Genomic DNA, 25,216 nt, shown 5'->3' with positions numbered 1-25,216 from the left:
TTTTTTGATGTCTGCCGATGAACGACGACCTGTTGACGATCGTATGTCCACGCCAGATGCGCGCCGAACCGGTCATGTTGAGCTGCACGATGCTGCTCTTCCTCATCGCCACCCTCGTCGCTAATCGGGAGGCGCTTCTGGCCCCCCGCGCATGGCTGCCCCTGGTCGTGATCGTCTTCATGCTGGGCCTCGCACTCGGCATCCTGTATCGCAACCTGCTCTTCCGTGACCGGCTGTACATCGCCAGGGACAAGCACGCATGGCGGGCGCCGGCGCCGTTCGGCGTCGACGAGATCGTGTCGGTGCGCCGCCTCCCGCATCCCGACTTCTACAGCATGGAAGCCAGTTGTGCCAGGCTCGGCCTGGGCCAGGGACTGATCGAGATCGAAACGAGCACGGAACGTTTCCGTTTCGGCGTGGGCCTGCACGAGTACGCCATCGAGCCGACCATGGAACGCATTGCCGCATTCTGCTCGCTGCAAACGCGGCTGGGGGAATAGCACGCTCAGTGCAGGCTGGACGCGTAGGCCGCGAAATGCTCGCTGCTGAGCGCGCGTTCGTACAGGAAGCCCTGGTAGACAAAGCAGCCGGCCTGCGACAGCCATTCGCGCTGGCCTTGCGTCTCGACCCCTTCGGCGATCACCTGTAGCCCGAGGCTGCCGCCGAGTGCGATGATCGAGCGCACGATCGAGGCGTCGTTGCGGTCGGTGAGCACGTCGCGCATGAAGGAATAATCGATCTTGAGCTGGTCCAGCGGCAGCTTGCGCAGGTAGGCCAGCGACGAGTAGCCGGTGCCGAAATCGTCGAGCGAGAAGGTGATGCCGAGCCGGCGCAGGGTTTCCATCGTCTGCACCGTGTGCGCGAAGTCGGTCACCACCAGGGTTTCGGTCAGCTCGAATTTCAGGCCGTGCGGGTCGACGCCGGTGGCGGCCAGGATTTCCTGCGTCATCGCGACGAAATCCGGCTCCATGAACTGGCGCGCACTGACGTTGACCGAGAGCGACAGGTGGCGCGTGGCGGCATTGCGCTGCCACTTCGCCAGCTCGACGCAGGCCGTGCCCAGCACCCAGCGCCCGATGTCGACGATCAGGTTGGTCTCCTCGGCCGCCTTGATGAATTCGGTCGGATAGAGCACCTCGCCGCCCGGCAGGTGCCAGCGCAGCAGCGCCTCGGCGCCGATCACGCGGCTGTCGCCGTCGAGCTGGGGCTGGTAGTTCAGGACGAACTCGCGGTTGCGCAGGGCGCGCCGCAGGCCGCTCTCGAGTTCCGAGCGCGCATTCCACTTGGCCTGCATGTCGGGATCGAAAAAGCGGAAGGTGTTGCGCCCCGCCGCCTTGGCCTGGTACATCGCCGTGTCGGCCTGCTTGAGCGCCGACTCCACCGTGTCGATGGCGCCGCTGATCATCGTCACGCCGACGCTGGTCGAGACCGAATACGCGAAGTCCGCCAGCTGGAAGGGCGCGCGCATGTTGGCCACCACCTTGGCCGCCACGGTTTCGGCCTGGTGGGCGGCGGCGTCGATGGTGTCTTCCTCGGGCTGCACCAGGATCACGAATTCGTCGCCGCCCAGGCGCGCCACGATGTCGGTCTCGCGCACGCTGTGCTCGAGGCGGCGGGCGACGGCTTGCAGCAGCATGTCGCCGGCCGCATGCCCATGGGTGTCGTTGAGCGTCTTGAAGTTGTCGAGGTCGAGGAACATCAAGGCCCCGAACTTGTGCGAGCGCGCGCTGCCGATCAGGGCGCGGCGCAGGTGGTCGAGCAGGCTGGCGCGGTTCGGCAGTTCGGTCAGCGCGTCGAAATAGGCGAGCCGGTGGATGCGCGCCTCGTTGTGCTTGCGCTCGCTGATGTCGGTGCTCATCACCAGGATCTTTTGCGGCACGCCCGCGCCCGGGTTGGCCGGCACCACGGTCCAGCGCGAATCGGCCTGGAACATGCTGCCGTCGCGCCGGTGCTGCGACAGCTCGCCGGCCCATTCGCCTTCGTGGATGGCGTGCAGATAGGCTTCGCTGTAGGCGGCGTGGTCATCGCACAGCAGGTCCTGCATGCGCTGCCCGACCACCTCGTGCGCTTCCCAGCCGTAGAGGCGTTCGGCGCCCTTGTTCCAGTAGGTGATGCGCGAGGCCATGTCGATCACGAAGATGGCGTCGCGCGCCTTGTCGAGCAGCGAGGCCTGTTCCAGCGCCACCAGGTCGACCCGGCGCAGCACCGTGATGTCGGCAATGAAGCCCTCGAGCGCGATCACCTGGCCGTCCTCGTCGTAGACGGCCGAACCCTGTTCCCAGGTCCAGCGCAGCTTGCCGGCGGCGGTGGTGATGCGGTAACTGAGCTGGAAGGGACGGCGCTCGCGCACCGCGGCATTCGTGTCGGCGGAGACCTTGGCGCGGTCCTCGGGGTGGATCAGGCTCGCGTACGACATCGCGTGCTCGCCCGTAAAGGCCGAGACCGGGTAGCCGGTAAGCTTCTCGATGCCGGCGCTGAGGAACTCCATGGTCCAGTTTTCGTCGTTCAGGCAGCGGTAAACGACACCCGGCAGGTTGCTCAGCAATAAGTCGAGCGACAACGCGGCGGCGCCGCGCGATCGCAAATTCGTCGATACCTGATGGTCGGATGAGTGCATGTTCCGCGCGCTTGAGTTTGGTGGAACATCGGCAGGGATACTTGATCTTCGACAGATGGTAACGCGAAATTTATGCCGATCCGTTATGTAAATACAAGTTTATTTCATGTGTTGTCAAAATAACACGCTACTAAGCAGCGCGCCCACCGGCCGCTGCTGCGGTCGGTGGGCGCGCTTATCGGGCGTACGGGGCGTAGCGGAAGCGGGCCGGTCAGAACGCGGCGATGCCGGTCTGCGCGCGGCCCAGGATCAGGGCGTGGATGTCGTGCGTGCCTTCGTAGGTGTTGACCACCTCGAGGTTGACCATGTGGCGGATGATGCCGAACTCGTCCGAGATGCCGTTACCGCCGAGCATGTCGCGTGCCGTGCGGGCCACGTCGAGCGCCTTGCCGCAGGAGTTACGCTTCATCATCGAGGTGATCTCGACGGCGGCCGTACCCTCGTCCTTCATGCGGCCCAGGCGCAGGCAGCCTTGCAGGCCGAGCGTGATCTCGGTCTGCATGTCGGCCAGCTTCTTCTGCACCAGCTGGTTCGCAGCGAGCGGCTTGCCGAATTGCTGGCGGTCGAGCGTGTACTGGCGCGCGGTGTGCCAGCAGGCTTCGGCCGCGCCCAGCGCGCCCCAGGCGATGCCGTAGCGTGCCGAGTTCAGGCAGGTGAACGGACCCTTCAGGCCGCGCACGTCCGGGAAGGCGTTCTCTTCCGGGCAGAACACATTGTCCATCACGATTTCGCCGGTGACCGAGGCGCGCAGGCCGAACTTGCCGTGGATCGCCGGTGCCGACAGGCCTTTCCAGTCCTTCTCGAGCACGAAGCCACGAATGGCGCCTTCGTCGTCCTTGGCCCAGACCACGAACACGTCGGCCACCGGCGAATTGGTGATCCACATCTTCGAGCCGGTCAGTGCGTAGCCGCCCTCGACCTTGCGCGCGCGGGTGACCATCGAGCCCGGGTCCGAGCCGTGGTTCGGTTCGGTCAGGCCGAAGCAGCCGATCCACTCGCCGGTAGCCAGTTTCGGCAGGTATTTCTGCTTGGTGGCTTCATTGCCGAATTCGTGGATCGGCACCATCACCAGCGAGGACTGCACGCTCATCATCGAACGGTAGCCGGAGTCGACGCGCTCGACTTCGCGCGCGATCAGGCCGTAGGCCACGTAGTTCATGCCGGGGCCGCCATACTGCTCGGGAATGGTCGGGCCCAGCAGGCCGAGTTCGCCCATTTCGCGGAAGATCGAGGTGTCCATGCGCTCGTGCCGGAAGGCCTCGAGGATGCGCGGCTGCAGCTTGTCCTGGCAGTAGGCGCTTGCTGCGTCGCGCACCATGCGCTCCTCATCGCTCAGTTGGCTGTTGAGCAACAGCGGATCGTCCCAGTGGAAGGCGGCCTTACGTGGCGAATCGGAGTGGTTCATGGATCGTCCTGGTCTCTGTCGGTTTTAATTGGAAGCGTGCGCAGGTAATGCCGCCGCGCCGGGCCGATTCATTATAGAAAGGACATGGCGGGTCATCTTTTCAAACTGCGACAGCCATTTTCGTTTTTTGTTCGGGAAGCCGGAACCGGCAGCCTGTCAATCCTGGCCGGTGCTGCCGAAGCGCCCTCCGTGGAACAGCAGGCCCGGCTGTGGCTGGACGGCGCAATCCTCGACCTCGCCCACGAAAATCACGTGGTCGCCTTCCGGATAGCGGCTGCGGTTGTGGCATTCGAACCAGGCGGCCACGCCCGGCAGGATCGGCAGGCCGGTACGCGAGAGGCCGTAGTCGATCCCGTTGAAGGGATCGTCGGCGCTGCGGCGCGAAAAGCGCAGGGCCAGTTCTTCCTGGCCGGCCGCCAGCACGTTGATGACGTAGTGCGAATTGCCGCTGAAGATAGGCATGCTGTTGGCGCGCGCACCCAGGCTCCACAGCACCAGCGGCGGGTCGAGCGAGACGGAATTGAAGGAACTGGCGGTCAGGCCGCGGAAACTGCCGTCGGGCAGGCGCGTCGTGATGACGGTGACGCCGGTCGCAAACTGCGACAGCGCCTGGCGGAAATGCGCCGAATCGAAACCGCGCGCGGCGGCGCGGGGAGAGCGTGTGTTCATCGGCGCATTATGCCACTGCCGACTGGCGGGCGCCGCCACGGGTTGCTTCCACTTATCACCACTTCCCTAGTGCGCCTGCACCGGATGGCGCTTTGCGCTAGCATAAGACCATCAAAGACAGCGACGGGGAGATGCAATGAGCGAGCAAGGGCAAAGGGAAGTAGCGGTCCTCGGTGGCGGGTGTTTCTGGTGCCTCGAGGCGGTCTACCTGGAGGTGCGCGGTGTCACCCGCGTCGAATCGGGCTACATGGGCGGGCACGTCGTCAATCCCACCTACGAACAAGTGTGCGGCGCCGGCACCGGGCACGCCGAAGTGGTGCGCCTGGAATTCGACCCGGCCGTCATCAGCTACCGCGACATCCTGGAAATTTTCTTTACGATCCATGATCCGACGACGAAAGATCGCCAGGGCAATGACGTCGGGCCGCAATACCGCTCCGTCATCTTTTACCAGGATGCGCAGCAGGAGGCGACGGCGCGCCAGGTGATGGCGGAAATGGCGTCGGTGTGGGACGCGCCGCTGGTGACGCAGCTGGTCCCGGCCGAGACCTGGTACAAGGCCGAGGCCTACCACCAGAATTACTATGCCCAGCACCCGGAACAGGGGTATTGCGCCTTCGTGGTGGCGCCGAAAGTGTCGAAGTTCAGGCAGACCTTCGAGCACTGGCGGAAGTAGGTCAAGGTGCACGGGCGTAGGGTGGACGGCTCCACCCTGGCGCGGGCGGGCCAGCAGCGCGAACGCCGTCCACGCGTTCGAGCAGCTTCAGAAACGTCGCCGCTGTGCATGCGGGGGTGAACGCGTGGACGGCGTCCAGGCCGCGTTAACGCTGGCTGCGGGGTGGAGCCGTCCACCCTGCGTCCCTTCGTCACGGGTACATGTACCTGCGCGACCACGGGATCTGCCCCGGATCCTGCCCCGCCTTGCCACCCACGATCTGGTACAGGCTGATCCAGTCGTGCGCGAAGGCGTAGGCGCAGCCGGCCAGGTAGACGTGCCAGATGCGCAGGCGCCTGGCGTCCGTCAGGCGGCCGATGTCCTCGAAGCGGCTCTCGAAATTCTCGGTCCACAGGGCGCAGGTGCGCGCGTAGTGGCGGCGCAGGTTTTCGACGTCGCGCACTTCCAGTCCGCCCTGCTGCATCGCTTTGACCACCGCCGACAGGTGCGCCAGCTCGCCATGCGGAAACACGTACTGGTCGATGAACTCGCCGCCGCCATAGGGGGTCGAACGCTCGTCGACATCGGTCGTCGTGATGCCATGGTTCATCACCACGCCGCCGGGTGCGAGCAGGCCCGCGATTTTCTCGAAATACGCAGGCAGGTGCTGGGTGCCGACATGCTCGAACATGCCGACGCTGGTGATGCGGTCGAATTCGCCGTCGACGTCGCGGTAGTCTTGCAGGCGGATCTCGACTTGTCCTGCCAGGCCCGCGGCCGCGACGCGCTCCTCAGCCAGCCGGGCCTGGTTTTCCGAGAGCGTGATGCCGACGCAGCGGGCGCCGAAACCTTGCGCCGCGCGGATTGCCAGCGCGCCCCAGCCGCAGCCGATGTCGAGCAGGCGCTGGCCCGGCCGCAGGTCGATCTTGCGCAGGATGTGATCGATCTTCTTGCGTTGCGCCGTCGCCAGGTCCTCGTCGCCGTGCTCGAAATAGGCGCAGGAATACACCATGTCCGGGTCGAGCCAGGCCGCATAGAAATCGTTGGAGACGTCGTAGTGGTAGCGGATCGCCTCGGCGTCCTTGCGGCGCGTGTGCGGCGAGAGCAGGCGCAAGGGATTGGAGCGGCGCGCCGGCTTGCCGCTCGAGGCCGACAATTCGCTGCCGATGCGGATCATGTCGGCGGCGCGCCCGCTGATCTCGAGCGCGCCTTCGACATAGGCACGCCCGAGGTTGTACAGCGAAGGAGAGAGCAGGTAGCGCAGGCCCGAGGGTTGGGGAACGCGGATGGTAACGCGCGGCGGCTCGGACGACAGGTCGATATGTTGACCGTTCCACAGTTCCACGCGCAGCGGCAGGGCCGTCTTGCTGCGCACCCCCGAGCTCCAGGCGTTGAGCTTTGCTTCGGTGAACATGATTTCCTCCGGCTATCAACGAACCGGCGGCGGGATGACAACGCTGCCGGCTAGGGCTGCAATCGGTGCCGCGTCCAGCTGCCGTCTTCCTGCCGCGTGTAGACGATGCGGTCATGGAAGCGCGAACGGCGCCCCTGCCAGAACTCGATGCGTTCGGGGACCAGCCGGAAGCCGCCCCAGTTCGCCGGGCGTGCCGGCGCGTCGCCGGCCTGCGCCTCGACCGCTTCGTAGTTCTGTTCCAGGGCCGCGCGGTTCGCGATCGGCGCGCTCTGCTGGGAAGCGATCGCCGACAGGCGGCTCTTCAACGGCCTGCTGTGGAAATACTTGTCGCTTTCGTCAGCCGAGGTCAGCTCGACCCGGCCTTCGATGCGAACCTGGCGTTCAAGCTCGCTCCAAAAGAATAGCAGGGCTGCATAGGGATGGGCGCGCAGTTCCTCGCCTTTCCGGCTGTCATAGTTGGTGTACCAGGTGAAGCCGCGCTCGTCGAACTGCTTGACCAGCACGATGCGCGAGCTGGGCCGGCCATCGGCTCCCACGGTGGCGACATTCATCGCGTTCGGCTCGTTCACCTGGGCTGCCAGGGCCTGCTCGAACCAGCGTGTGAATTGCAGCATCGGGTCTTCCAGCACCTCGTCTTCGTTCAGGCTGGCCTGGCCGTAATCCTTGCGCAGGCCGGCGACCGCATCGCCGACCGGGGCGGCAGCGGGTGCCGCGGCGGCGCTGTCGCCGATCCCGCGCCGGCGCTGCATCGCTTCTCCGAGTTGGCGCATCTGCTCGCTTGAAAACAGGCGCAGCGCCATCGGCGCCATCGTGCTTTCCTCGCGCTCCATGTGTGACGTATAGCGCTGCGCGAAGCGTTGCACGGTCGAGCTCGAGAGGGCGGTGGCGCTGCCGTCGGCAATGGCCGTGAGCTGCTCATGCAGGTCTTGCCAGAGCGCATCCATGTCCTTGTGGTCTTGCAGGATCACCGGTACCAGCGCCTGCAAGGTGGCGGCGTCCTCGCCCTGGGCCACTGCCCTGAGCATCGGGATCAGGTCCTGCTCCTCGTCGTCGTGGTGCAGGTGCGCGGCCTTCTCGAAATACTGCAGCACGGCGCTGGCGGCCTGGCGCGCCTGTTGGTCGGCGCCATGCTCGGGCAGGTGCGACAGCAGCCGCTCGAGCGTTGCCAGTTGCTTGCGGATGCGTCCGTGGCAATGCTTGAGCACGGCGACCGGCTGGTCGAAACCGGGCGCGGTGTCGGGAAGGAAATCGTTCATTTGCGTATTTTTGACAGAGGGAAGTTTTTTGATTGACTAAGAGCTATTTTAGTGCAGTTACTAAAGACGGGTCCGTTAAAATGGGGGGATGAACACGATCGAACCCCACATCTTTGCCCCTGAACATGAAGCCGAAGACGAAGTCGACTTCCAGCGCCGCTTCGGCGGCATCGCGCGCCTCTACGGCGAGCGTGCACTGGAACGCTTCCGTGCGGCGCACGTTTGCGTGATCGGCGTCGGCGGCGTCGGCTCGTGGATCGTCGAGGCGCTGGCCCGCAGCGCGGTCGGCCACCTGACCCTGATCGACCTCGACAACGTGGCCGAGTCGAACATCAACCGCCAGATCCAGGCCTTGAGCTCGACCATCGGCCAGCCGAAGATCGAGGCGCTGCGCGACCGTATCGCCCAGATCAATCCGTTCTGCAAGGTGACCCTGGTCGAGGATTTCATCGATCCGGACAACCTTGTCCAGATGATCGACGGTAAAGCCCCTGGCTCGCCGCGGTTCGACTACGTGGTGGACGCGATCGACAGCGTCAAGGCAAAGGCGGCCCTGATCGCGTTTTGCCGCGACCGGGCGCTGCCCTTGATCGTCATCGGCGGCGCCGGCGGCCAGCTCGATCCGACCAAGATCGAGGTGCGCGACCTGGCCCGCACCGAGCAGGAGCCGCTGCTCAAGAAAGTGCGCAAGCTGCTGCGCGCGCAATATGGTTTCTCGCGCGGCGAGAAGCAGAAATACCATATCGACGCCGTGTTCTCGATGGAGCCGCTGCGCTATCCGGAAGCAGAGGACGCTTGCGAGATCAGCAACAGCGTGACCGGCCTGAACTGCGCGGGTTTTGGTTCGAGCATGGTGGTGACGGCCAGCTTCGGCATGATCGCGGCCGGCCACCTGCTGCGCAAGATGGCCGAGGCGGCCGAGACCGCGGCAGCGGCGCCCGCGCCGGAACTGCCGGCGGCCGCTTAGGGGCAACTGAGTGGCAACTTAGCGGCAACTTAATCCGAGCGCACCGCAGCGCCGCGGCCGCTCCCGGGCTACCGCTAGCCTGGCAGCCTTGCTATCATAGGTTCATTGAAATCCTGTCATTGAAAGAACCTCATATGATGCGTCGCACCACCTTTGTCGCCTTGCTGCTGGCTGCAGCCGCCGCCAACGCCCAGCAAAATCCACAGCCCGCCGTGACCCCGGCCAACGCCCCCCAGACGACTGCCGCACCGGCAAGCAATGCCGACCAGGCCGCGGTCGCCGGGCGCCAGCAAGGCGTGCAGAGCGCCGCCGACCAGGCGGCAGCCGGCTCGCAGCAGGCCGCCGGCCAGGCCGCCGCGGGCAGTGTCGATGCCGCCGGCAGCGCGGCCCAGGCTGCCGCCACCGCGGCCGCGGCCCAGCCGGTGCCGCCGGCCGCCAGCGGGCCCCAGCTCGAGATCATCGACCGTGTCGTGGGTAAAGGCAAGGAAGCGGCGCCCGGCATGGAAGTGCGCGTCAACTACACCGGCTGGTTCCACAAGCCGTTCGCGAAGAACGCGCGCGGCCGCAAGTTCGACTCCTCGCTCGACGCCGGCCGCGAGCCGCTCGAATTCCGCCTCGGCGCCGGCTCGGTCATCAAGGGCTGGGACCAGGGCGTGGCCGGCATGAAGGTGGGCGGCAAGCGCACCCTGATCATCCCGAGCCAGCTCGCCTACGGCAAGCGCGGCGCGCCGGGCGGCATGATTCCGCCGGATACGGACCTGATCTTCGATGTCGAACTGCTGGGCGTAAAATAAGTCAGTCAGGTTTGTTACCAACGGGGGAAACGATGCGAGTCGCAAACGACGTCACTGAGCTGATCGGCAACACACCGCTGGTCAGGATCCGCAAGCTCGGACAGCAGCAAGGGGGCGCGGAAATCCTCGCCAAACTCGAGTTCCACAACCCGGCGCACAGCGTGAAAGACCGCATCGGCCTGGCCATGATCGAGGCGGCCGAGGCGGCCGGCAAGATCGGGCCCGACACCGTCATCGTCGAGCCGACCAGCGGCAACACCGGCATTGCGCTGGCCATGGTGTGCGCCGCGCGCGGCTACCGCTGCAAGCTGGTCATGCCCGAAACGATGAGCAACGAGCGGCGCATGCTGCTGCGCGCCTACGGCGCCGAACTGGTGCTCACGCCGGGACCGGAAGGCATGCTCGGCGCGATCCGCCGCGCCGAGGAAATCGTCGCCGCCGATCCGAAGGCCTTCATGCCGCAGCAGTTCAACAATCCCGCCAACCCGGAAGTCCACCGCCGCACGACGGCCGAGGAAATCTGGCGCGACACCGACGGCAAGGTCGACATCCTGGTGGCCGGCATCGGCACCGGCGGCACCATCACCGGCGTGGGCGAAGTGCTCAAGGAACGTAAACCCGGCTTCCAGGCGATCGCGGTCGAACCGGAAGCCTCGCCGATGCTGTCGAAAGGCACCAAGGGGCCGCACCCGATCCAGGGCATCGGCGCCGGTTTCGTGCCGCAGGTGCTCAACACCGCCATCTACGACGAAGTCATCACCGTCAGCAACGAGCATGCCTTCGAGACGGCCCGCGCGGCGGCGCGCGAGGAGGGGCTGCTGGTCGGTATCTCGTCGGGCGCGGCGCTGTGGGCCGCGCTCGAAGTGGCCCGGCGCCCGGAGAACGCGGGCAAGCTGATCGTGACGATCATTCCCTCGTTCGGCGAGCGGTATTTGTCGACGGCGCTGTTCGCCAACCTGGCGGGGTGAGACAGGGCCGCTTCGATCTGCATCGGCGCGGCCTTTTCCTTGGTTTGCAAGCGGATCTATCCGGGCTGTCCGCTCTCATCGGCCCGGTCCTGGCCGAAGGTCCGGCGCCAGTCTCGCGGGCTCACCTGAAAACGCTTCTTGAAATGCTGCCGAAACGACACCGGCGTCTGGACGCATATGGATGCGATCAATCACATGACGCTGAGCCGCAAGGAACTGCGGGAACACGTCAGGCAACATGGCACCCAGGACCGCGTGCGCGTTCCCGCAGACGGCGAGCTCCTCACGTTCTGATCGCCGGTCCCTGGCGGCCCTGGAGGGAGGCGGCCTGCGCTCTTAATGGGCCGCCGCTTCGTGCAGCGCACAGCCGTGGTTGGTCGTTCCTTCCTCCACCTGCAGCGTGCAATGGTGGATCGCGAAATCCTTGCGTAACTGCATCACGATGTCGTCGATCGCGGCGTCGCCCGGGTAGCCGCCGGGCATGACCAGGTGCGCGGTCAGCGCCGTTTCCGTCGTGCTGATCGCCCAGATGTGCAGGTCGTGCACCTCGGCCACGCCGGGGCGCCCCTCGAGGAAGCCCTGGATGCCGGCCGCGTCGACGCTGTCCGGCACCGCCGCCAGGATCAAGCCGGCCGACTCGCGCAGCAGCGACCAGGTACCGATCACGATCACCAGCACGATCGCCAGGCTCACCGCCGGGTCGAGCCAGGTCCAGCCGGTGCCCATGATGACCAGGCCCGACACCACCACCCCGAGCGAAATCGCGGCATCGGCCGCCATGTGCAGGTAGGCGCCGCGGATGTTGATGTCGCCCTTGCTGCCGGCCATGAACAGCCAGGCCGAGAAGCCGTTCACCGCCACGCCGATGGCGGCCACCACCGACACCGTGACGCCTTCGACCGCCGGCGGCGCGGCAAAGCGCTGGGCCGCTTCCCAGGCAATTGCGCCGCAGGCCAGCAGCAGCAAGAGCGCATTGGCGAGCGCTGCCAGGATCGAGGAACTGCGCAGGCCGTAGGTATAGCGCGCATTCGGCGTCGTCTTGGCCAGCACCGCCGCCCCCCAGGCCAGCATCAACCCCAGGACGTCCGACAGGTTATGGCCGGCATCGGCCATCAGCGCCGTCGAATTGGCGATGAAACCGTAGATGAATTCGATTGCCACGAACACCACGTTGAGGCCGATCGCCAGCGCAAAGGCGCGCCCGTGCCCCGGCACCGGGTGGTGGTGGTGGTGATGGTGGCCGTGGCCGTGGTTGTGATCGTGATGGTCGTGGTCGTGGCTCATGGGTCGATTCCGTTGGGGGTTTCCGCGATGTGCTCGAACATGTTGGCGAGCAGGGTGCTGATGTGGGCGTCGGCGGCCGAATAGAACACCTGCTTGCCCTGGCGTTCGGCCTTGACGATGCGCGCCGCGCGCAACAGGCGCAGGTGGTGGCTGACCAGCGAGCTCGACAAGGCAAGCGCGGCAGCGATGTCGCCCACCGCCGTCGGCTGCGCCAGGCAGGCGAGCACGATGCGCAGGCGGGTCGGGTCGCCCAGCAGGTGGAACAGGTCCGCCACCTGGGCGACGGCGTGATCGGATTCGTCGGGTCGGGTCATCATAAACATGTGAATAGTTGTTCACATGTTAGTTGAAGCGCGCGATTTCGGCAAGGCGGACGCATTCATGAGGCAGCGCAAACAGGCGCGCCCCGCAGCCTTCGACAGGGGCTTGCGGGCCAGTCTATCGAACGGGGGGTAAATCGCAGTGAAGACTATAATTATCGATGTATTAATAAATGCAAACAGTTGACATCACTGACAGAGATGAAACGTTGAATTAAATAAAATATTTCTCTGGCTCAGCTCCAGTTGTTTTTGGGAATGGCCAACGGGGACAAATCGTTATACGGAATGCAGTCTGATACTTGGGCCAGGGGCGATTGCGCCGGGCGCCAAGGGACAACCAATCATCGTTAGGATAGATCAATGAAAAAAAATATCGCCATCGTTGGCGCGGGGTTTTCGGGAGCTGTGATTGCCAACCAGCTGGCCAAGGCCGGCTATACCGTCGAAGTGTTCGAGTCGCGCCCTCACGTGGCTGGTAATTGCCATTCGGAACGCGATGCCGAAACCGGCGTCATGTTGCACGTGTATGGTCCCCATATTTTCCACACGGATAATGAACGCGCATGGGAATTCGTGAATCGCTATAGCGAATTCAAGCCGTATGTGAATCGTGTGAAAGCAATTACCAATGGTAAAGTTTTCACTCTGCCAATTAACTTGCTGACCATTAACCAGTTCTTCAACAAAACCTTCCGTCCGAAAGAAGCGGAAGCGTTCCTGATGACGCTGGGCGATAAATCGATTGAAAACCCGCAGACGTTCGAAGAGCAGGCGCTGCGTTTCGTCGGCCGCGACCTGTATGAGGCCTTCTTTAAAACCTATACGGTCAAGCAATGGGGCCTGCAGCCGAGCGAATTGCCGGCAAGCATCCTCAAGCGCCTGCCGGTGCGCTTCAACTACGACGACAATTATTTCAGCCACAAATACCAGGGCATGCCGGCCGAGGGATACACGGCGCTGGTGCAGAACATCATCGACCAGCCGGGCGTGACCGTGCACCTGAATACCCGTTTCGACCCGGACCTGAAAGCGGACTACGACCACGTCTTCTACAGCGGCCCGATCGACGCCTGGTTCAAGCACGCCGAAGGCCGCCTGCCTTACCGCACGCTCGATTTCGAAACCTTCCGCGATACCGGCGACTACCAGGGCAACGCGGTCATCAACTACTGCGACAACGCCCAGCCCTACACCCGCATCACCGAACATAAACATTTCTCGCCCTGGGAACAGCACGAGAAGTCGATCATGTACGCGGAATACAGCCGCCAGTGCGAAGAGAAGGACATTCCCTACTATCCGATCCGCATGGCGCGCGACAAGGAGCAGCTCGAGCGCTACATCAACCTCGCGCAGCAGGAAAGCAACGTGACCTTCGTCGGCCGTCTCGGCACCTACCGCTACCTCGACATGGACGTGACGATCAACGAAGCGCTGATCACGTCCGACAAGTTCCTCGAGTGCGCGCGCGACAAGGCGGCGATGCCGGCGTTTACCATCAACCCCCTCGGCTGATATGCGCCGCAAGGCGCATCCGGTAGCGCAAAGCCCGCCGCATGGCGGGCTTTTTTGTTGACGCTCAGTTCGTAGGGTGGAGTCCTGACTCCACGCGTTTTGCGTTCAGCCCGGCAGCTCACCCACCAGGATCAGCGACACCGGCTTGCCGGTGTCCGGATGCACCGGTTCGCGCATCTCGGCCAGGCGCAGGCCGTGGTCGGTGAACAGGGCGATCCAGCTGGCGATGGTGCGGAAATACCAGGGTGGGGCGTCCATGAAACCGCTGTTGAAGCCGGCCCAGCTGCCTTCGCGCCAGCCGTCGGCATAGGGCGCATCGCCGCAGGACGCCAGCGGGTGGACGGTCTGCACGACCAGGCTGCCGCCCGGGCGCAGGTAGCCCGGCGCCGCCTTGAACAGGCCGCTCACCGCTTCGTTCCCGATCAGCGAGAAATTGCAGATGGCGACATCGACGGCCAACTGCAACTCGCCCGCGGCGATCTCCTCGTAGGACATGGTCCGGAACTCGCCGCCGCCCGCCTCCCGCGCCGCATCGACCAGGCCGGGCATCGCATCGACACCGATCATCTCGACCTCCGGCAGCGCGCGCACCAGCCAGCCCTCGCCGCAACCGAGGTCGACGCCGGTACGCGGCTTGCGCGCGCGCACCGTCTCGACGATGGCCGCATCGGTCACCAGTGCCCGGCTCGCGATCTCGCGGCCGCGTACCGCCGTGATCCAGGGAGCGCTGTTGCGCGACCAGGAATCGAGGATGCTTGCATCTGTCAGGTCCGTCATCGGGTCTCCATTGTTGAGCATGATTATCAGGGCTGCGCCTGGCCTGCGCGCACTTGTCCTTCGCTGTCGCGCACTTCGACCGGCCCCAGCTTGAGCTTTTGCAGCTGCGGCAGGATGCGTTTTTTCTCGCCCACCGCCACCACCACCAGGCGGCGCGGATCGAGGTAGCGCCGGGCGGCGGCCTGCACGTCGTCGGCGGTGACGGCGGCCAGGCGGGCGGGCAGGGCGCTGTAGTAATCGAGCGGCAAGTCGAAAACGAAGGCCTCGGCCAGGCTGGCGCCGATGTCGCTGTTGGTCTCGAAACGGTTCGGCAGCGACAGCAGTTCGGCGTTGCGCGCGCCCGCCAGTTCCGCCGGATCGAGCGGCTGGTCGACCATCGCCTGGGCCTCGCGCAGCAGCTCCGCGACCGAGGCGCCGGTGACGTTGGCGCGCACGCTGCCGGCGATCACGAACGGGCCGGGCGTGCGGTCGTAGCGAAAGCCCGAGTAGACGCCATAGGTATAGCCTTTCTCTTCGCGCAGGTTCTGGTTGATACGGCTGGTAAACAGGCCACCAAAGGCCGCGTTCATGACCTCGAGCGCCGGATACAGTGCCGTCTTGCGCTCGGCGCCGATGGTGGTCAAGCGCAGCGCCGTCTGGCCGGCGCCGGGCTGGTCGACCAGCACCACGCGGGCGCGGCTCGGTGCCGGCTCGCCCGGCTTGATCGGCGGCGCGGCGTCCCCTTTCCAGCCGAGGAAGCGCGCTTCGGCCAGGGCCTTGAGTTCGCTGCGGGCGATGTCGCCCGCCACCACCAGCGCGGCATTGGCCGGCACGTAATGGCGGCGCCAGAACGATTGCACATCCTCGCGCGTGACGGCGCGGATCGCGGGCTCGGTGCCGAGCTGGCCGAAACCGTAGGGGTGGCGCGGGCCGTACAGGGCGCCGGCGGCGGCCAGCGCCGCGACCAGTTCCGGGTCGTCGCGCTGCTGCATCAGTTCGCCAAGGCGGCTGGCGCGCTGGCGCTCGATTTCGGCGCTCGGGAAGGCGGGATGGCGCACCACGTCGGCCAGCACGTCGAGCGCGGCGCCGAAGTTGGCGCGCAGCGCCAGCAGCGACACGCTCGAGGCGTTGGTGCCGCTGTCGGCGTCGATGAAGGCGCCCAGCTGCGCCACCTCGTCGGCGATGCGCGGCGCGCTGCGCGTGGCCGTGCCCTCGAGCAGCATCTGCGCCGTGAAACCGGCCAGGCCCGGCAGCGCGTCGGGATTGGCGTCCGACCCGCTTTTGATCACCAGTTCGGCCGACACCAGCGGCAGCGCCGGGTTGTAGTGGTGGATCACGGTCAGGCCGTTGGCGAGCGTGAATGCCTCGCCGCGCGGCAGCTCCAGGCGCGGTGGCGGCCCGGCCTTCGGCATCTGGGCGCGCCAGGCCTCGGCCTGGTTGATGCCGCGCGCAAGCGCCTTGGCGGCCTTGACGCCGCGCGCTTTCGGCAGCGGCGGATCGGGCGGCAGTTCCGGCACGCCCGGCACCCCGGCCACCAGCACCCGCGCGCGCTCCTGCAGCCAGGTGCGGGCGGCATGGCGTACATCCGCCGCGCTGATCTGGCGCAGGCGCGCCACGTCCTTGGCGAGATAGCCGGGATCGCCCGTGTACTGGTTGTAGTGGTTCAGCTGGTCGGCCAGGCCGTCGCCGCCCAGTTTTTCCAGCGAGCTCAGCATCGCCGTCTCGATCTGGTTGCGGGCGCGCTCGACTTCGGCATCGGTCGGCCCGTGCTCGCGCAGCGCGGCCAGCTCGGCGTCGATCGCCTGTTCCAGCTCGAGCGGCGTGTGGCCGGCGCGCGCGGTCGCCTCGATCAGGAAGGCCGAGGTCAGGGCGCGCGAGTCCTGGTTGGCGTCCACGTCCTGCGCGATCTGGCGCTCGTAGACGAGCGACTTGTACAGCCGGCTCGACTTGCCGCCGGCCAGGATCTGGGCGGCGACCGCGAGTTCCACATCGCCCGGCTGGTAGGCCGGCGGCGTCAGCCAGCCCATGTAGACGCGCGGCAGTTCGACCCGGTCCGGCACCACCAGCCGCTTTTCCTGGGTGATCGGCGGCGTCGCCACCTTCGGACGCACCACGGCCGGGCCGCGCTGCAGGCTGCCGAAGTACTTCGCCACCAGGGCGCGCGTCTTGACCTTGTCGATGTCGCCGGCGATCACGATGCTGGCGTTGTTCGGCCCATAGTAGCGGGTAAAGAACTCGCGCACGTCTTCGAGTTTTGCATTCTGGATGTCGATGTGCGAACCGATCACCGAGGCCCGGTACGGGTGGTCTTTCGGGAACAGCGCGTGGTTCAGCGCTTCCTCGACGATGCCATAGGGCTCGTTTTCGACGCTGTCCCTGCGCTCGTTGCGCACCACGTCCTGCTGGTTCGCCAGCGACTTCTGGTCCAGCACGTCGAGCAGGTAGCCCATGCGGTCGGCATGCACCCAGAGCGCCAGCTCGAGCTGGTTCGAGGGTACCGTGTCGTAGTAATTGGTGCGGTCGTAGTCGGTACTGCCGTTGCTGTCGCTGGCGCCGGCTCCTTCCAGCAGGCGGTCGGCCAGGCCGCGCGGCAGGTGCTTGCTGCCGGCGAACATCATGTGCTCGAACAGGTGGGCAAAGCCGGTCAGGCCGGGCACTTCGTTGGCCGGGCCGACGTGGTACCAGACGTTGACGGCGACCAGGGGCAGCCGCTTGTCTTCGACCAGGATCACCTGCAGCCCGTTGGGCAGCGTGTATTTGTCGAAGGCGATGGTCGGGATGCCAGGCAGGGTGTTGCGGGTGCTGGCCTTGGCGGCGGGTGCGGCCGCGCCGCCGGCTTGCGCGCCGGCGCCATTCAGGGCCGCCATCAGCAAGGATGCGGCGACCAGCGGGCGGGTTTTCATGTGATGCTCCTGGCGATGAGGTGTCGTGTGTTTCAGTGGCAGCGCGCGCTGCCGCGGTCGGGCGGAGAAGCGTTCGGCAGGGAAGGTGGGGTCGCTTCGAGCAATTCCCAGTCGTAGCCGCCGGCGTACAGGCGCAGGCGCAGCACGGCGTTGCGGCTGGCGTCGCGCACTTCGCTGTGATCCACCGGTAACAGGAACGGCGTGGGGTAGGCGCCGCCGGTGCCGACCACGAACTGGCGCACGCCGTCTGCCACTGCCCGGCCCTGCGCGTCCTGCGGCGCGAAGCGCTCGTAGTCGTGGTCGTGGCCGGACAATACCAGTTCGGCGCCGGCCGCGTACAGCAGTTCCCAGGCGTCCTTCATCTTCGGCACGCTGCCGTGCCCGCCCGAACTGTACAGCGGGTGGTGCCAGAATGCCAGCGTGCAGGGCCGCGCCTGCGGGCTTGACGCGGGCGCATGCCGCGCGAGTTCCTCCTTCAGCCAGGCCAGCTGGGCCGCGTGCGCTGGCGGCGCCAGGTTGCTGTCGAGCGAAATCACCTGCCACTGGCCCAGTTGGATGCTGTAGTAGCCGCGCCCGGCGCGCGCGCCGAAATAGGCGAAATACGGTGCCGCGTCCTTCGTGTAGTACTCGTGGTTGCCGGGCGCCGGCCAGGTGCGGTCCTTGAAGCGGCCCCAGGTCGGGTCGTAGCAGTTGGCAAATTCGGCGGCGGTGCCGCGCGGGTAGGTATGGTCGCCCAGGGTCAGCACGACGGCGGACGGGTCCGGGGCCAGGCCGGCGGCCACCACCGCGGCCGTGTCGGCCGCGCCCGACCAGCGCGGATCGGGGTGCCGGCAGCGGGCGATGTCGCCGGCGGCGAACACGGTGACGGCCGCCTGGGCATCAGGGGCCGCGCCGGGTTCGGCCGCGGCGGCGGCGTGCAGCGCGCAGGCGGCCAGCAGCAGCGCTGTCCCGCGCAGCAGGCGCACCGGCGCTCGCGGGCGCGGCACTATTCGATGAAGCGCAGCAAGCCGCGCAGCGCATGCGCCACCGTCTGCTCGCGCACCGCCTGGCGGTCGCCCTGGAAGACCAGCCGCTCGGTATAGGTGCTGTCGGCGCGCGCCCAGCCGAAGCACACGGTGCCGACCGGTTTGCCCGGCACCGCGCCGGTCGGGCCGGCGATGCCGGTGGTGGACACCGCGACGTCGGCGTTGCTGTTGGCCAGCGCGCCCTCGGCCATGGCGCCGGCGACTTCCTCGCTTACCGAGCCGAACTGCGCGATGAGCGCCGCCGGCACGTCCAGCATCTCGGTCTTGGAGGAATTCGAGTAGGTCACGAAGCCGCAGTCGAACCAGCCGGTCGAGCCGGCGATTTCGGTGACGGCCTGCGACACGCCGCCGCCGGTGCATGATTCGGCCGTGGCCAGCACCAGGCGCTTGGCCTGCAGCGCCGCGCCCACTTTCGTTGCAAGTTCGATCAGGTCGTTCGTCACGTGCGGCTCCTTCAGGTGAGGGGCGCCGGCGGCATCGGATGGCAGCCGGCGGCGGCGGCAAGGGTTGCCGCGCATGGTCCATTCTAGCGCGCCCCGGTCGTGACCGGTGCGCCAAACTTGCAGGGGAAGCGGGCGCGCGCTACCCAAATACGACACGGCGCGGTAGAGTGGCGGCCGGGTGCGGCGCAGAAGAAATTTCCTATGCATAATCAGTTGTGCGACACGACGCCGACCCGGACTGCTATCCTGCATCGCGGCATTTCCTGCCGCGTTTTTTTTCAATAGAGCTCATGTCGTGTGATTCTTTCACGCGCTTCCCCGCACGGGTGGCGCGACCGTGATGACCTTCGCCTGGCGCGCCATGCGCGCAGTGCGCTGCCGCGTTGCCGGACCGGCCGGATGGCCGGCCGGCGCGCGGCGCGCGACGAGGGCGGCATGATCACCTTGCCGTCGATCCGCAAGAAGCTGGTGGCCGTCGTCATGCTCACCACGCTGGCCGCGGTCCTGACCTCGGTCGGCCTGATCATCGCCTACGACCTGCGCGCGTTCCAGCGCTCGCTGGTCAACGACCTGTCGACCCAGGCCGAGCTGGTCGGGCACATGAGCGCTGCCGCGCTGGCCTTCGACGACCCCCGCCTGGCCGGCGAAAACCTGGCGCTGCTGCGCACCCGGCCGACGGTCGACGCCGCCGCCATCTACGACGAACGCGGGCGCCTGTATGCCTCCTACGTGGCAAGCGGCGCGCCGGCGGCGCTGCCGGTGCGCGCGGGCGCGCCGGGGACGCGCAGCCTGGGCAGTTACGTGACGCTGTTCCGCCCGATCGTGGAGAACGGCGAAACCGTCGGCACGGTCTGGCTGCGCGCCGAGAACCGGCTGCTGGCGCGCACGCTCGACTATCTCGGGATCGCGCTCGGCGTGACGCTGCTGGCGCTGGCCGTGGCCTGGCTCCTGATGCACCGCCTCGGGCGCGTCATCACGACGCCGATCGTGGCCATCACCGACATTGCGCGCGAGGTCGTCGCCACGCGCGACTATTCGCGCCGCGCGCCGCGCATCGGCAACGACGAGGCGGCCGAGCTGGCCGATTCCTTCAATGCGATGCTGGTCGAGATCGAGCAGCGCACGCGCGAGCTGGAAGGCTCGAATGCGGAAATCGTGCGCGAGGCGCACGAGCGCGCCCGCGCGCAGCAGGAAATCATGCGCCTGAACGAGCAGCTCGAGCACCGGGTCGACGAACGCACGCTGCAGCTGGCGCTGGCCAATGCGGAACTGGCGAACGCGATCGACGAGGCGCGCAACGCGAACCAGGCCAAGTCGGCCTTCCTGTCGTCGATGAGCCACGAGCTGCGCACGCCGCTCAACGCGATCCTCGGCTTTGCCCAGATCCTCACCTCCGAGTCGCTGCCCACGACCGACGCCCAGAAGAAGGAATTCGCCAGCCACATATTGAAAAGCGGACGGCACCTGCTGACCCTGATTAACGAGATCCTCGACCTGGCCAAGGTGGAGTCGGGCACGATTTCGCTGTCGATGGAGCCGGTCGAACTGGGAGAGATCCTCAAGGAGTGCCGCGCGATGGTCGAGCCGCAGGCGGCGGCGCGCGGCATCCGCGTGCTGTTCCCGGAGCAGGCGCAGGCGATGCTGCTGGCCGACCGCACCCGCCTCAAGCAGGTGCTCCTGAATCTGCTGTCGAACGCCATCAAGTACAACCGCGATGCCGGCGCCGTGGTGCTCGACTGCGCCCAGGCTGGCCCGGCGCGCCTGCGCATTTCGGTGCGCGACACCGGCATGGGCCTGCGCCCCGACCAGGTCGACGCCTTGTTCCAGCCGTTTAACCGGCTGGGCCAGGAGGCCGGCGCCCAGGAGGGCACCGGGATCGGCCTGGTGGTGACGCGCCGCCTGGTCGAGCTGATGGGCGGCACGATCGACGTCACCAGCAGTCCGGGCGTGGGCAGCGTGTTCTCGATCGAGCTGGCCAGCACCGCGCCGCTGGCGCCGATCGCCGCTCCCGCGCAGCCGCTGCTGCCGCCTGCGGCCGGCCGCGCCGACGGCGCGCCGCACCTGCTGCTGTATGTGGAAGACAATCCCGCCAACCTGAAACTCGTGGAGGAAATCGTGCGCTTCCGGCCCGACCTGCGCCTGCTGGCAGCCGGCGACGGCCCGCTCGGCCTGTCGCTGGCGCGCACCCACCGTCCGGAGATCATCCTGATGGACCTGAATTTGCCCGGCATGAGCGGGCTCGACGTGCTCAAGGAGCTGCGCCGCGACCCGGCTACCCGTGCCATCCCCGTGATCGCGCTGACCGCCAACGCCATGGCCAGCGACGTCGAGCGCGGCATCGAGGCCGGCTTCTTCCGCTATCTCACCAAGCCGATCGACATCGACCGCTTCAACCAGGCAATCGACGGCACGCTGGCCTCGCTGCGCAGCGAGCTGCCCATGGCCGGGGGCGCCGCCTCATGATCACGCCGGCCGACATCCGCCGCGCGCGCGTGCTGGTCGTCGACGACCAGGCAGTCAACGTGCAGCTGCTGGAATACCTGCTCAAGACCACCGGCTACGAGAACGTCTACAGCACGCTCGATCCGCGCCAGGTCGTCTCGCTGCACCTGAAATACCGCTTCGACCTGATCATCCTCGACCTGCACATGCCGGGCATGGACGGCTTCCAGGTGATGGAGGCATTGAAACCGCTGGAGAGCGAATCCTGGCTGCCGGTGCTGGTGGTGACGGCCGAGCCGGACAAGAAGCTGGCGGCGCTGGAAGCGGGCGCGCGCGACTTCATCGGCAAGCCGCTCGACACGGTCGAGGTGATGACGCGCATCCGCAACCTGCTCGAGATGCGCCTGATGCACCGCGAGTCGCGCGAATACGGCGTCCAGCTCGAGCGCACCGTGCGCGAGCGCACCGCCGCCCTGGCGCGCTTCAGGAGCGCGATGGACGCCACCACCGACGGCATCTTCCTGGTCGACGCGGCCAGCCTGGCCCTGGTCGACGTCAGCGACGGCGCCTGCCGCATGCTCGGCTTCTCGCGCGAGGCCCTGCTGCGCATCGATCCGGTTGCGCTGGGGCTGACCACGGCCGCCCAGCTCGAGCGCCACCTGGCCACCAAGGGCGCCGCCCACGAGGCCGACATTACCGAGACCGAGCTGCTGCGCGCCGGCGGAGAGGGCGCGGTGCCGGTCGAGATCAGCTGGCAGTGGCAGGAGGCGGGCACCAGCAAGCTCCTGATCGCGGTGGCGCGCGACATCAGCGAACGCCTGCAGGCGCAGCGCCGCCTGAAGCACGCGGCCAGCTTCGACGCGCTGACCGGCCTGCCGAACCGCACGCTGTTCTTCCAGAACCTGAGCGAGACGATCGAGCTGGCGAAGGACAAGGCCTGGCGCGTGGCGGTGCTGTTCATCACGCTCGACCGCTTCAAGATCGTCAACGATTCGCTCGGGCCGCTGCTCGGCGACGAACTGCTGCGCCAGTTCAGCAACCGCCTGGTGCGCGTGATGGACCTGCGCGACGCCGTCGGCCGCCTCGGGGGCGACGAGTTCGCCGTGATCCTGAACATGACGCGCGGGCAGGGCGACGAGCCGGCGCACGTGGCCAACGAGATCCGCGAGGCCCTGAGGACGCCGTTCGAGCTGGACGGCCAGCAGGCGGTGCTCACCGCCAGCATCGGCATCGCCGTCTACCCCGACGACGCAATCGACCCGGGCACGCTCGTGAAATACGCCGACACCGCGATGGTGCGCGCCAAGGAGGCCGGGCGCGACGGCTACCGCTTCTTCACGGCCGGCATGAACGTGCAGGTGCTGGCGCGCCTGGACCTCGAGATCGCCCTGCGCGGCGCCCTCGACGGCAGCCAGTTCGTGCTGCACTACCAGCCCAAGCTGGACCTGTCGACCGGCCGCGTGTGCGGGGTGGAGGCGCTGCTGCGCTGGGAACGCCCCGGTTACGGCCTGGTGTACCCGGCCGAATTCGTGCCGGTGCTGGAAGAGACGGGGATGGTGGTGCGGGTCGGCGACTGGCTGATCGACGAGGCCTGCCGCCAGATCGCCGAATGGGATGCGCAAGGCCTGCGCGACGTGCGCGTGGCCGTCAACGTGTCGAGCCGCCAGTTCGTCGAGGGCGACCTGGAAGCCGTGGTGCGCGCGGCGATCGAACGCCATGGCACCGAGCCCGGCATGCTGGAACTGGAACTGACCGAAAGCGCGCTGATGACCAATGCCGAGCGCACCATCGAGGTGCTCGAGCGCCTGAAAGCGCTCGGCATCCGGATTGCGATCGACGACTTCGGCACCGGCTATTCGAGCCTGGCTTACCTGAAGCGCTTCCCGATCGACAAGCTCAAGATCGACATCGCGTTCGTCCGCGACATCGTCACCAATCCCGACGATGCCGCCATTGCGCTGGCCATCATCAGCATGGCGCACAGCCTGCACATGCAGGTGATCGCCGAAGGCGTCGAGACGCGCGCGCAGATGGCCTTCCTGCGGCGCCACCGCTGCGACGAGATCCAGGGCTTTCACTTCGCGCGCGCGCTGACCGCCTCGCAGCTGGCGCAGCTGGTGCGCGAGAACCGGGACAACCCGAGCAAGCCGGCGGGCGACGACAGCAACGTCCAGACCCTGCTGGTGGTGGACGACGACGCGGACACCCTGAGCGCGCTGCACCGCCTGTTCAGGCGCGACAATTACCGGGTGCTGACGGCCTCGACGCCGGCCGAAGCGTTCGAACTGCTGGCGCTGTACCGGGTGCAGGTGGTCATGTGCGACCAGCGCATGCCGGCCATGAGCGGCACCGAGTTCCTCAGCAAGGTCAAGGAGATGTACCCGGACACGATGCGCATCATCCTGTCCGGCCACACCGGGCTGCGCACCGTGCTCGACTCGATCAACCGCGGGGCGATCTACAAGTTCTATACGAAGCCGTGGAACGACGCCGAACTGCGCGACAACGTGCGCCTGGCGTTCCGGCATTACTGGATGGAGCATGGGCCGTACGACGACCGCAAGGTGCCAAGGACGGGGTAGGGTGGACGGCTCTACCTGATACGTGTGAGTACACGCTGCCTTGACGCCGCCCACGCGTTCAACGCACGGATGCATGTCGCGAGGTATTTGGAGCCGGTTGAACGCGTGGGCGGCGTCGATGGCGCGGCTATTCACCCGTCAGGGTGGAGCCGCCCACCCTACGCCTCCGAGTCGCCGAAATGGTCCCAGGCCTTGACGTCCATCTGCAGCGGCTTGCCGGCGGCATCGACCAGGCGCAGGCCGGGCTGGGCGTCGATCGTTCCCACGCGCGCCACCGGCGTGCCGGCCATGGCGGCCGCCGCCAGCACCGCCTCGCGCAGGGCGGAGGGCGCCGTGAAGCACAGTTCGTAGTCGTCGCCGCCGGCCAGGGTGAAGCGGCGGCGCAGCGCCAGCGGCTGGCGCGCCAGCGCCGGGCCGGCCGGCAGCGCGTCGACGCCGAGCGTGGCGCCGACCTTCGACGCGTCCAGGATGTGCTGGAGGTCGCCCACCAGCCCGTCCGAGATGTCGAGCGCGGCGTGCGCCACCGGCAGCGCGGCCAGCGCGCGGCCCAGTTCGATGCGCGGCGTCGGCATGTGCAGCCGCGGCGCGGCCAGCGCGAGCTGGTCGGGCGCGAGCGTCAACTCTTTCCAGTAGCCGGCCAGCGCCAGGCGGGCGTCGCCGAGCGTGCCCGAGATCCAGATGTCGTGGCCGGCTCGCGCGGTGTCGCGCCGCAGCGCGTGGCCCGGCGCGACTTCACCGAAGACGGTAATCGAGACGGCCAGCGGCCCGCGGGTGGTGTCGCCGCCGACCAGTTCGCAGTCGTGCAGGTCGGCCAGCGCGAACAGGCCGCCGGAAAACGCCTCCAGCCATTCCGGGTCGGCGCCGGGCAGGGACAGGCCGAGCGTAAAGGCGACCGGGCGCGCGCCCATGGCGGCCAGGTCGGACAGGTTGACGGCCAGGCACTTATGGCCGAGCATATGGGGGTCGGCGCCGGCGAAGAAATGCCGGCCCTCGATCAGCATGTCCGTCGAAATCGCCATCTGCATGCCGGGCGTGGGCGCCAGCAGCGCGCAATCGTCGCCGATGCCGAGCACGGCGTGGCCGGCCCGGGCGCGGCGGAAATAGTGTTTGATGAGGTCAAATTCGGAAAGCATCCCTGATTCTATCGTGCACGCAGGCCAAGCAGATCGGATTTCGCAACGCAGGCCTAGAAGCCAAG

General features: G+C 67.0%; 20 protein-coding genes. 8 read left to right on the top strand and 12 right to left on the bottom strand.

The annotated features are described in order from the left end of the window. Positions 1-17 precede the first annotated feature (17 nt). Complete coding sequence (locus tag ACFPAH_RS17490) at positions 18-500, top strand: hypothetical protein (RefSeq protein WP_379747844.1); 483 nt, start codon at positions 18-20, stop codon at positions 498-500. 5 nt (positions 501-505) lie between these two features. On the opposite strand, the gene ACFPAH_RS17485 is transcribed toward ACFPAH_RS17490, so the two are convergent. The 3 genes from ACFPAH_RS17485 to ACFPAH_RS17475 all read right to left on the bottom strand — a co-directional run bounded on the left by ACFPAH_RS17485 (position 506) and on the right by ACFPAH_RS17475 (position 4,691). Then, positions 506-2,617: a putative bifunctional diguanylate cyclase/phosphodiesterase gene (locus tag ACFPAH_RS17485; protein ID WP_379747841.1), complete on the bottom strand. Its 2,112-nt coding sequence runs from the start codon at positions 2,615-2,617 to the stop codon at positions 506-508. 211 nt (positions 2,618-2,828) lie between these two features. Continuing rightward, positions 2,829-4,022, bottom strand: a complete 1,194-nt coding sequence (locus ACFPAH_RS17480) for an acyl-CoA dehydrogenase (protein WP_379747839.1) — start codon at positions 4,020-4,022, stop codon at positions 2,829-2,831. 156 nt (positions 4,023-4,178) lie between these two features. After that, positions 4,179-4,691, bottom strand: a complete 513-nt coding sequence (locus ACFPAH_RS17475; RefSeq protein ID WP_379747837.1) for a flavin reductase family protein — start codon at positions 4,689-4,691, stop codon at positions 4,179-4,181. A 136-nt stretch (positions 4,692-4,827) separates the two neighbouring features. On the opposite strand from ACFPAH_RS17475, the gene msrA reads away from it, so the two are divergent. Then, the gene (gene msrA, locus ACFPAH_RS17470) at positions 4,828-5,367 is read left to right on the top strand and encodes a peptide-methionine (S)-S-oxide reductase MsrA (RefSeq protein WP_379747835.1); all 540 of its coding nucleotides are present in this window, start codon (positions 4,828-4,830) and stop codon (positions 5,365-5,367) included. 190 nt (positions 5,368-5,557) lie between these two features. Here msrA and ACFPAH_RS17465 read toward each other — a convergent pair whose 3' ends face one another. Both ACFPAH_RS17465 and pdxH read right to left on the bottom strand, forming a co-directional pair. Next, positions 5,558-6,760: a class I SAM-dependent methyltransferase gene (locus tag ACFPAH_RS17465; RefSeq protein ID WP_379747833.1), complete on the bottom strand. Its 1,203-nt coding sequence runs from the start codon at positions 6,758-6,760 to the stop codon at positions 5,558-5,560. Positions 6,761-6,810: 50 nt separating this feature from the next. Then, positions 6,811-8,016, bottom strand: a complete 1,206-nt coding sequence (gene pdxH, locus ACFPAH_RS17460; RefSeq protein WP_379747831.1) for a pyridoxamine 5'-phosphate oxidase — start codon at positions 8,014-8,016, stop codon at positions 6,811-6,813. 88 nt (positions 8,017-8,104) lie between these two features. On the opposite strand from pdxH, the gene tcdA reads away from it, so the two are divergent. From tcdA to cysK, 3 genes are all read left to right on the top strand, one after another. After that, positions 8,105-8,983 (top strand): tRNA cyclic N6-threonylcarbamoyladenosine(37) synthase TcdA, encoded by an 879-nt coding sequence (gene tcdA, locus ACFPAH_RS17455; RefSeq protein ID WP_379747829.1) that lies wholly within the window; start codon positions 8,105-8,107, stop codon positions 8,981-8,983. Between the two features lie 134 nt (positions 8,984-9,117). Beyond that, a complete protein-coding gene (locus tag ACFPAH_RS17450) occupies positions 9,118-9,777 on the top strand; it encodes an FKBP-type peptidyl-prolyl cis-trans isomerase (RefSeq protein ID WP_379747827.1) in 660 nt (219 codons plus the stop codon). 32 nt (positions 9,778-9,809) lie between these two features. Beyond that, the gene (gene cysK / locus ACFPAH_RS17445) at positions 9,810-10,745 is read left to right on the top strand and encodes a cysteine synthase A (protein WP_379747825.1); all 936 of its coding nucleotides are present in this window, start codon (positions 9,810-9,812) and stop codon (positions 10,743-10,745) included. Between the two features lie 336 nt (positions 10,746-11,081). On the opposite strand, the gene ACFPAH_RS17440 is transcribed toward cysK, so the two are convergent. Together ACFPAH_RS17440 and ACFPAH_RS17435 are read right to left on the bottom strand one after the other, a co-directional pair. Next, positions 11,082-12,029: a cation diffusion facilitator family transporter gene (locus ACFPAH_RS17440; RefSeq protein WP_379747823.1), complete on the bottom strand. Its 948-nt coding sequence runs from the start codon at positions 12,027-12,029 to the stop codon at positions 11,082-11,084. Continuing rightward, entirely contained in the window at positions 12,026-12,343 is a 318-nt protein-coding gene (locus ACFPAH_RS17435) for an ArsR/SmtB family transcription factor (RefSeq protein ID WP_379748171.1), read from the bottom strand. The genes ACFPAH_RS17440 and ACFPAH_RS17435 overlap by 4 nt, the downstream gene beginning before the upstream one ends. A gap of 369 nt (positions 12,344-12,712) precedes the next feature. Here ACFPAH_RS17435 and glf point away from each other — a divergent pair, with 369 nt between their 5' ends. After that, positions 12,713-13,867 carry a UDP-galactopyranose mutase gene (gene glf / locus ACFPAH_RS17430; protein ID WP_379747821.1) on the top strand — a complete coding sequence of 385 codons (1,155 nt, stop codon included), beginning with the start codon at positions 12,713-12,715 and terminating at the stop codon, positions 13,865-13,867. A gap of 105 nt (positions 13,868-13,972) precedes the next feature. Here glf and ACFPAH_RS17425 read toward each other — a convergent pair whose 3' ends face one another. The 4 genes from ACFPAH_RS17425 to ACFPAH_RS17410 are packed head-to-tail and all read right to left on the bottom strand — an operon-like array spanning position 13,973 to position 18,994. After that, a complete protein-coding gene (locus ACFPAH_RS17425) occupies positions 13,973-14,644 on the bottom strand; it encodes a class I SAM-dependent methyltransferase (protein WP_379747819.1) in 672 nt (223 codons plus the stop codon). 26 nt (positions 14,645-14,670) lie between these two features. Further along, the gene (locus ACFPAH_RS17420) at positions 14,671-17,526 is read right to left on the bottom strand and encodes a M16 family metallopeptidase (RefSeq protein WP_379747817.1); all 2,856 of its coding nucleotides are present in this window, start codon (positions 17,524-17,526) and stop codon (positions 14,671-14,673) included. A gap of 32 nt (positions 17,527-17,558) precedes the next feature. After that, positions 17,559-18,512 carry a metallophosphoesterase family protein gene (locus ACFPAH_RS17415; RefSeq protein ID WP_379747815.1) on the bottom strand — a complete coding sequence of 318 codons (954 nt, stop codon included), beginning with the start codon at positions 18,510-18,512 and terminating at the stop codon, positions 17,559-17,561. After that, the gene (locus ACFPAH_RS17410; RefSeq protein WP_379748169.1) at positions 18,512-18,994 is read right to left on the bottom strand and encodes a CinA family protein; all 483 of its coding nucleotides are present in this window, start codon (positions 18,992-18,994) and stop codon (positions 18,512-18,514) included. The genes ACFPAH_RS17415 and ACFPAH_RS17410 overlap by 1 nt, the downstream gene beginning before the upstream one ends. 399 nt (positions 18,995-19,393) lie before the next feature. Here ACFPAH_RS17410 and ACFPAH_RS17405 point away from each other — a divergent pair, with 399 nt between their 5' ends. Further along, positions 19,394-21,457 (top strand): ATP-binding protein, encoded by a 2,064-nt coding sequence (locus ACFPAH_RS17405; protein ID WP_379747813.1) that lies wholly within the window; start codon positions 19,394-19,396, stop codon positions 21,455-21,457. After that, positions 21,454-24,018: an EAL domain-containing protein gene (locus ACFPAH_RS17400; protein ID WP_379747811.1), complete on the top strand. Its 2,565-nt coding sequence runs from the start codon at positions 21,454-21,456 to the stop codon at positions 24,016-24,018. Before ACFPAH_RS17405 ends, ACFPAH_RS17400 begins: the two co-directional genes overlap by 4 nt. A 158-nt stretch (positions 24,019-24,176) precedes the next feature. Here ACFPAH_RS17400 and thiL read toward each other — a convergent pair whose 3' ends face one another. After that, positions 24,177-25,151: a thiamine-phosphate kinase gene (thiL, locus tag ACFPAH_RS17395; protein ID WP_379747809.1), complete on the bottom strand. Its 975-nt coding sequence runs from the start codon at positions 25,149-25,151 to the stop codon at positions 24,177-24,179. Between the last annotated feature and the right edge of the window lie 65 nt (positions 25,152-25,216).

It is taken from the genome of Massilia sp. GCM10023247, from assembly GCF_042653325.1.
Lineage (GTDB): Bacteria > Pseudomonadota > Gammaproteobacteria > Burkholderiales > Burkholderiaceae_D > Telluria.
Note: the sequence above shows the minus strand (reverse complement) of the source record. Positions and strands in the feature narration are given on the sequence as shown.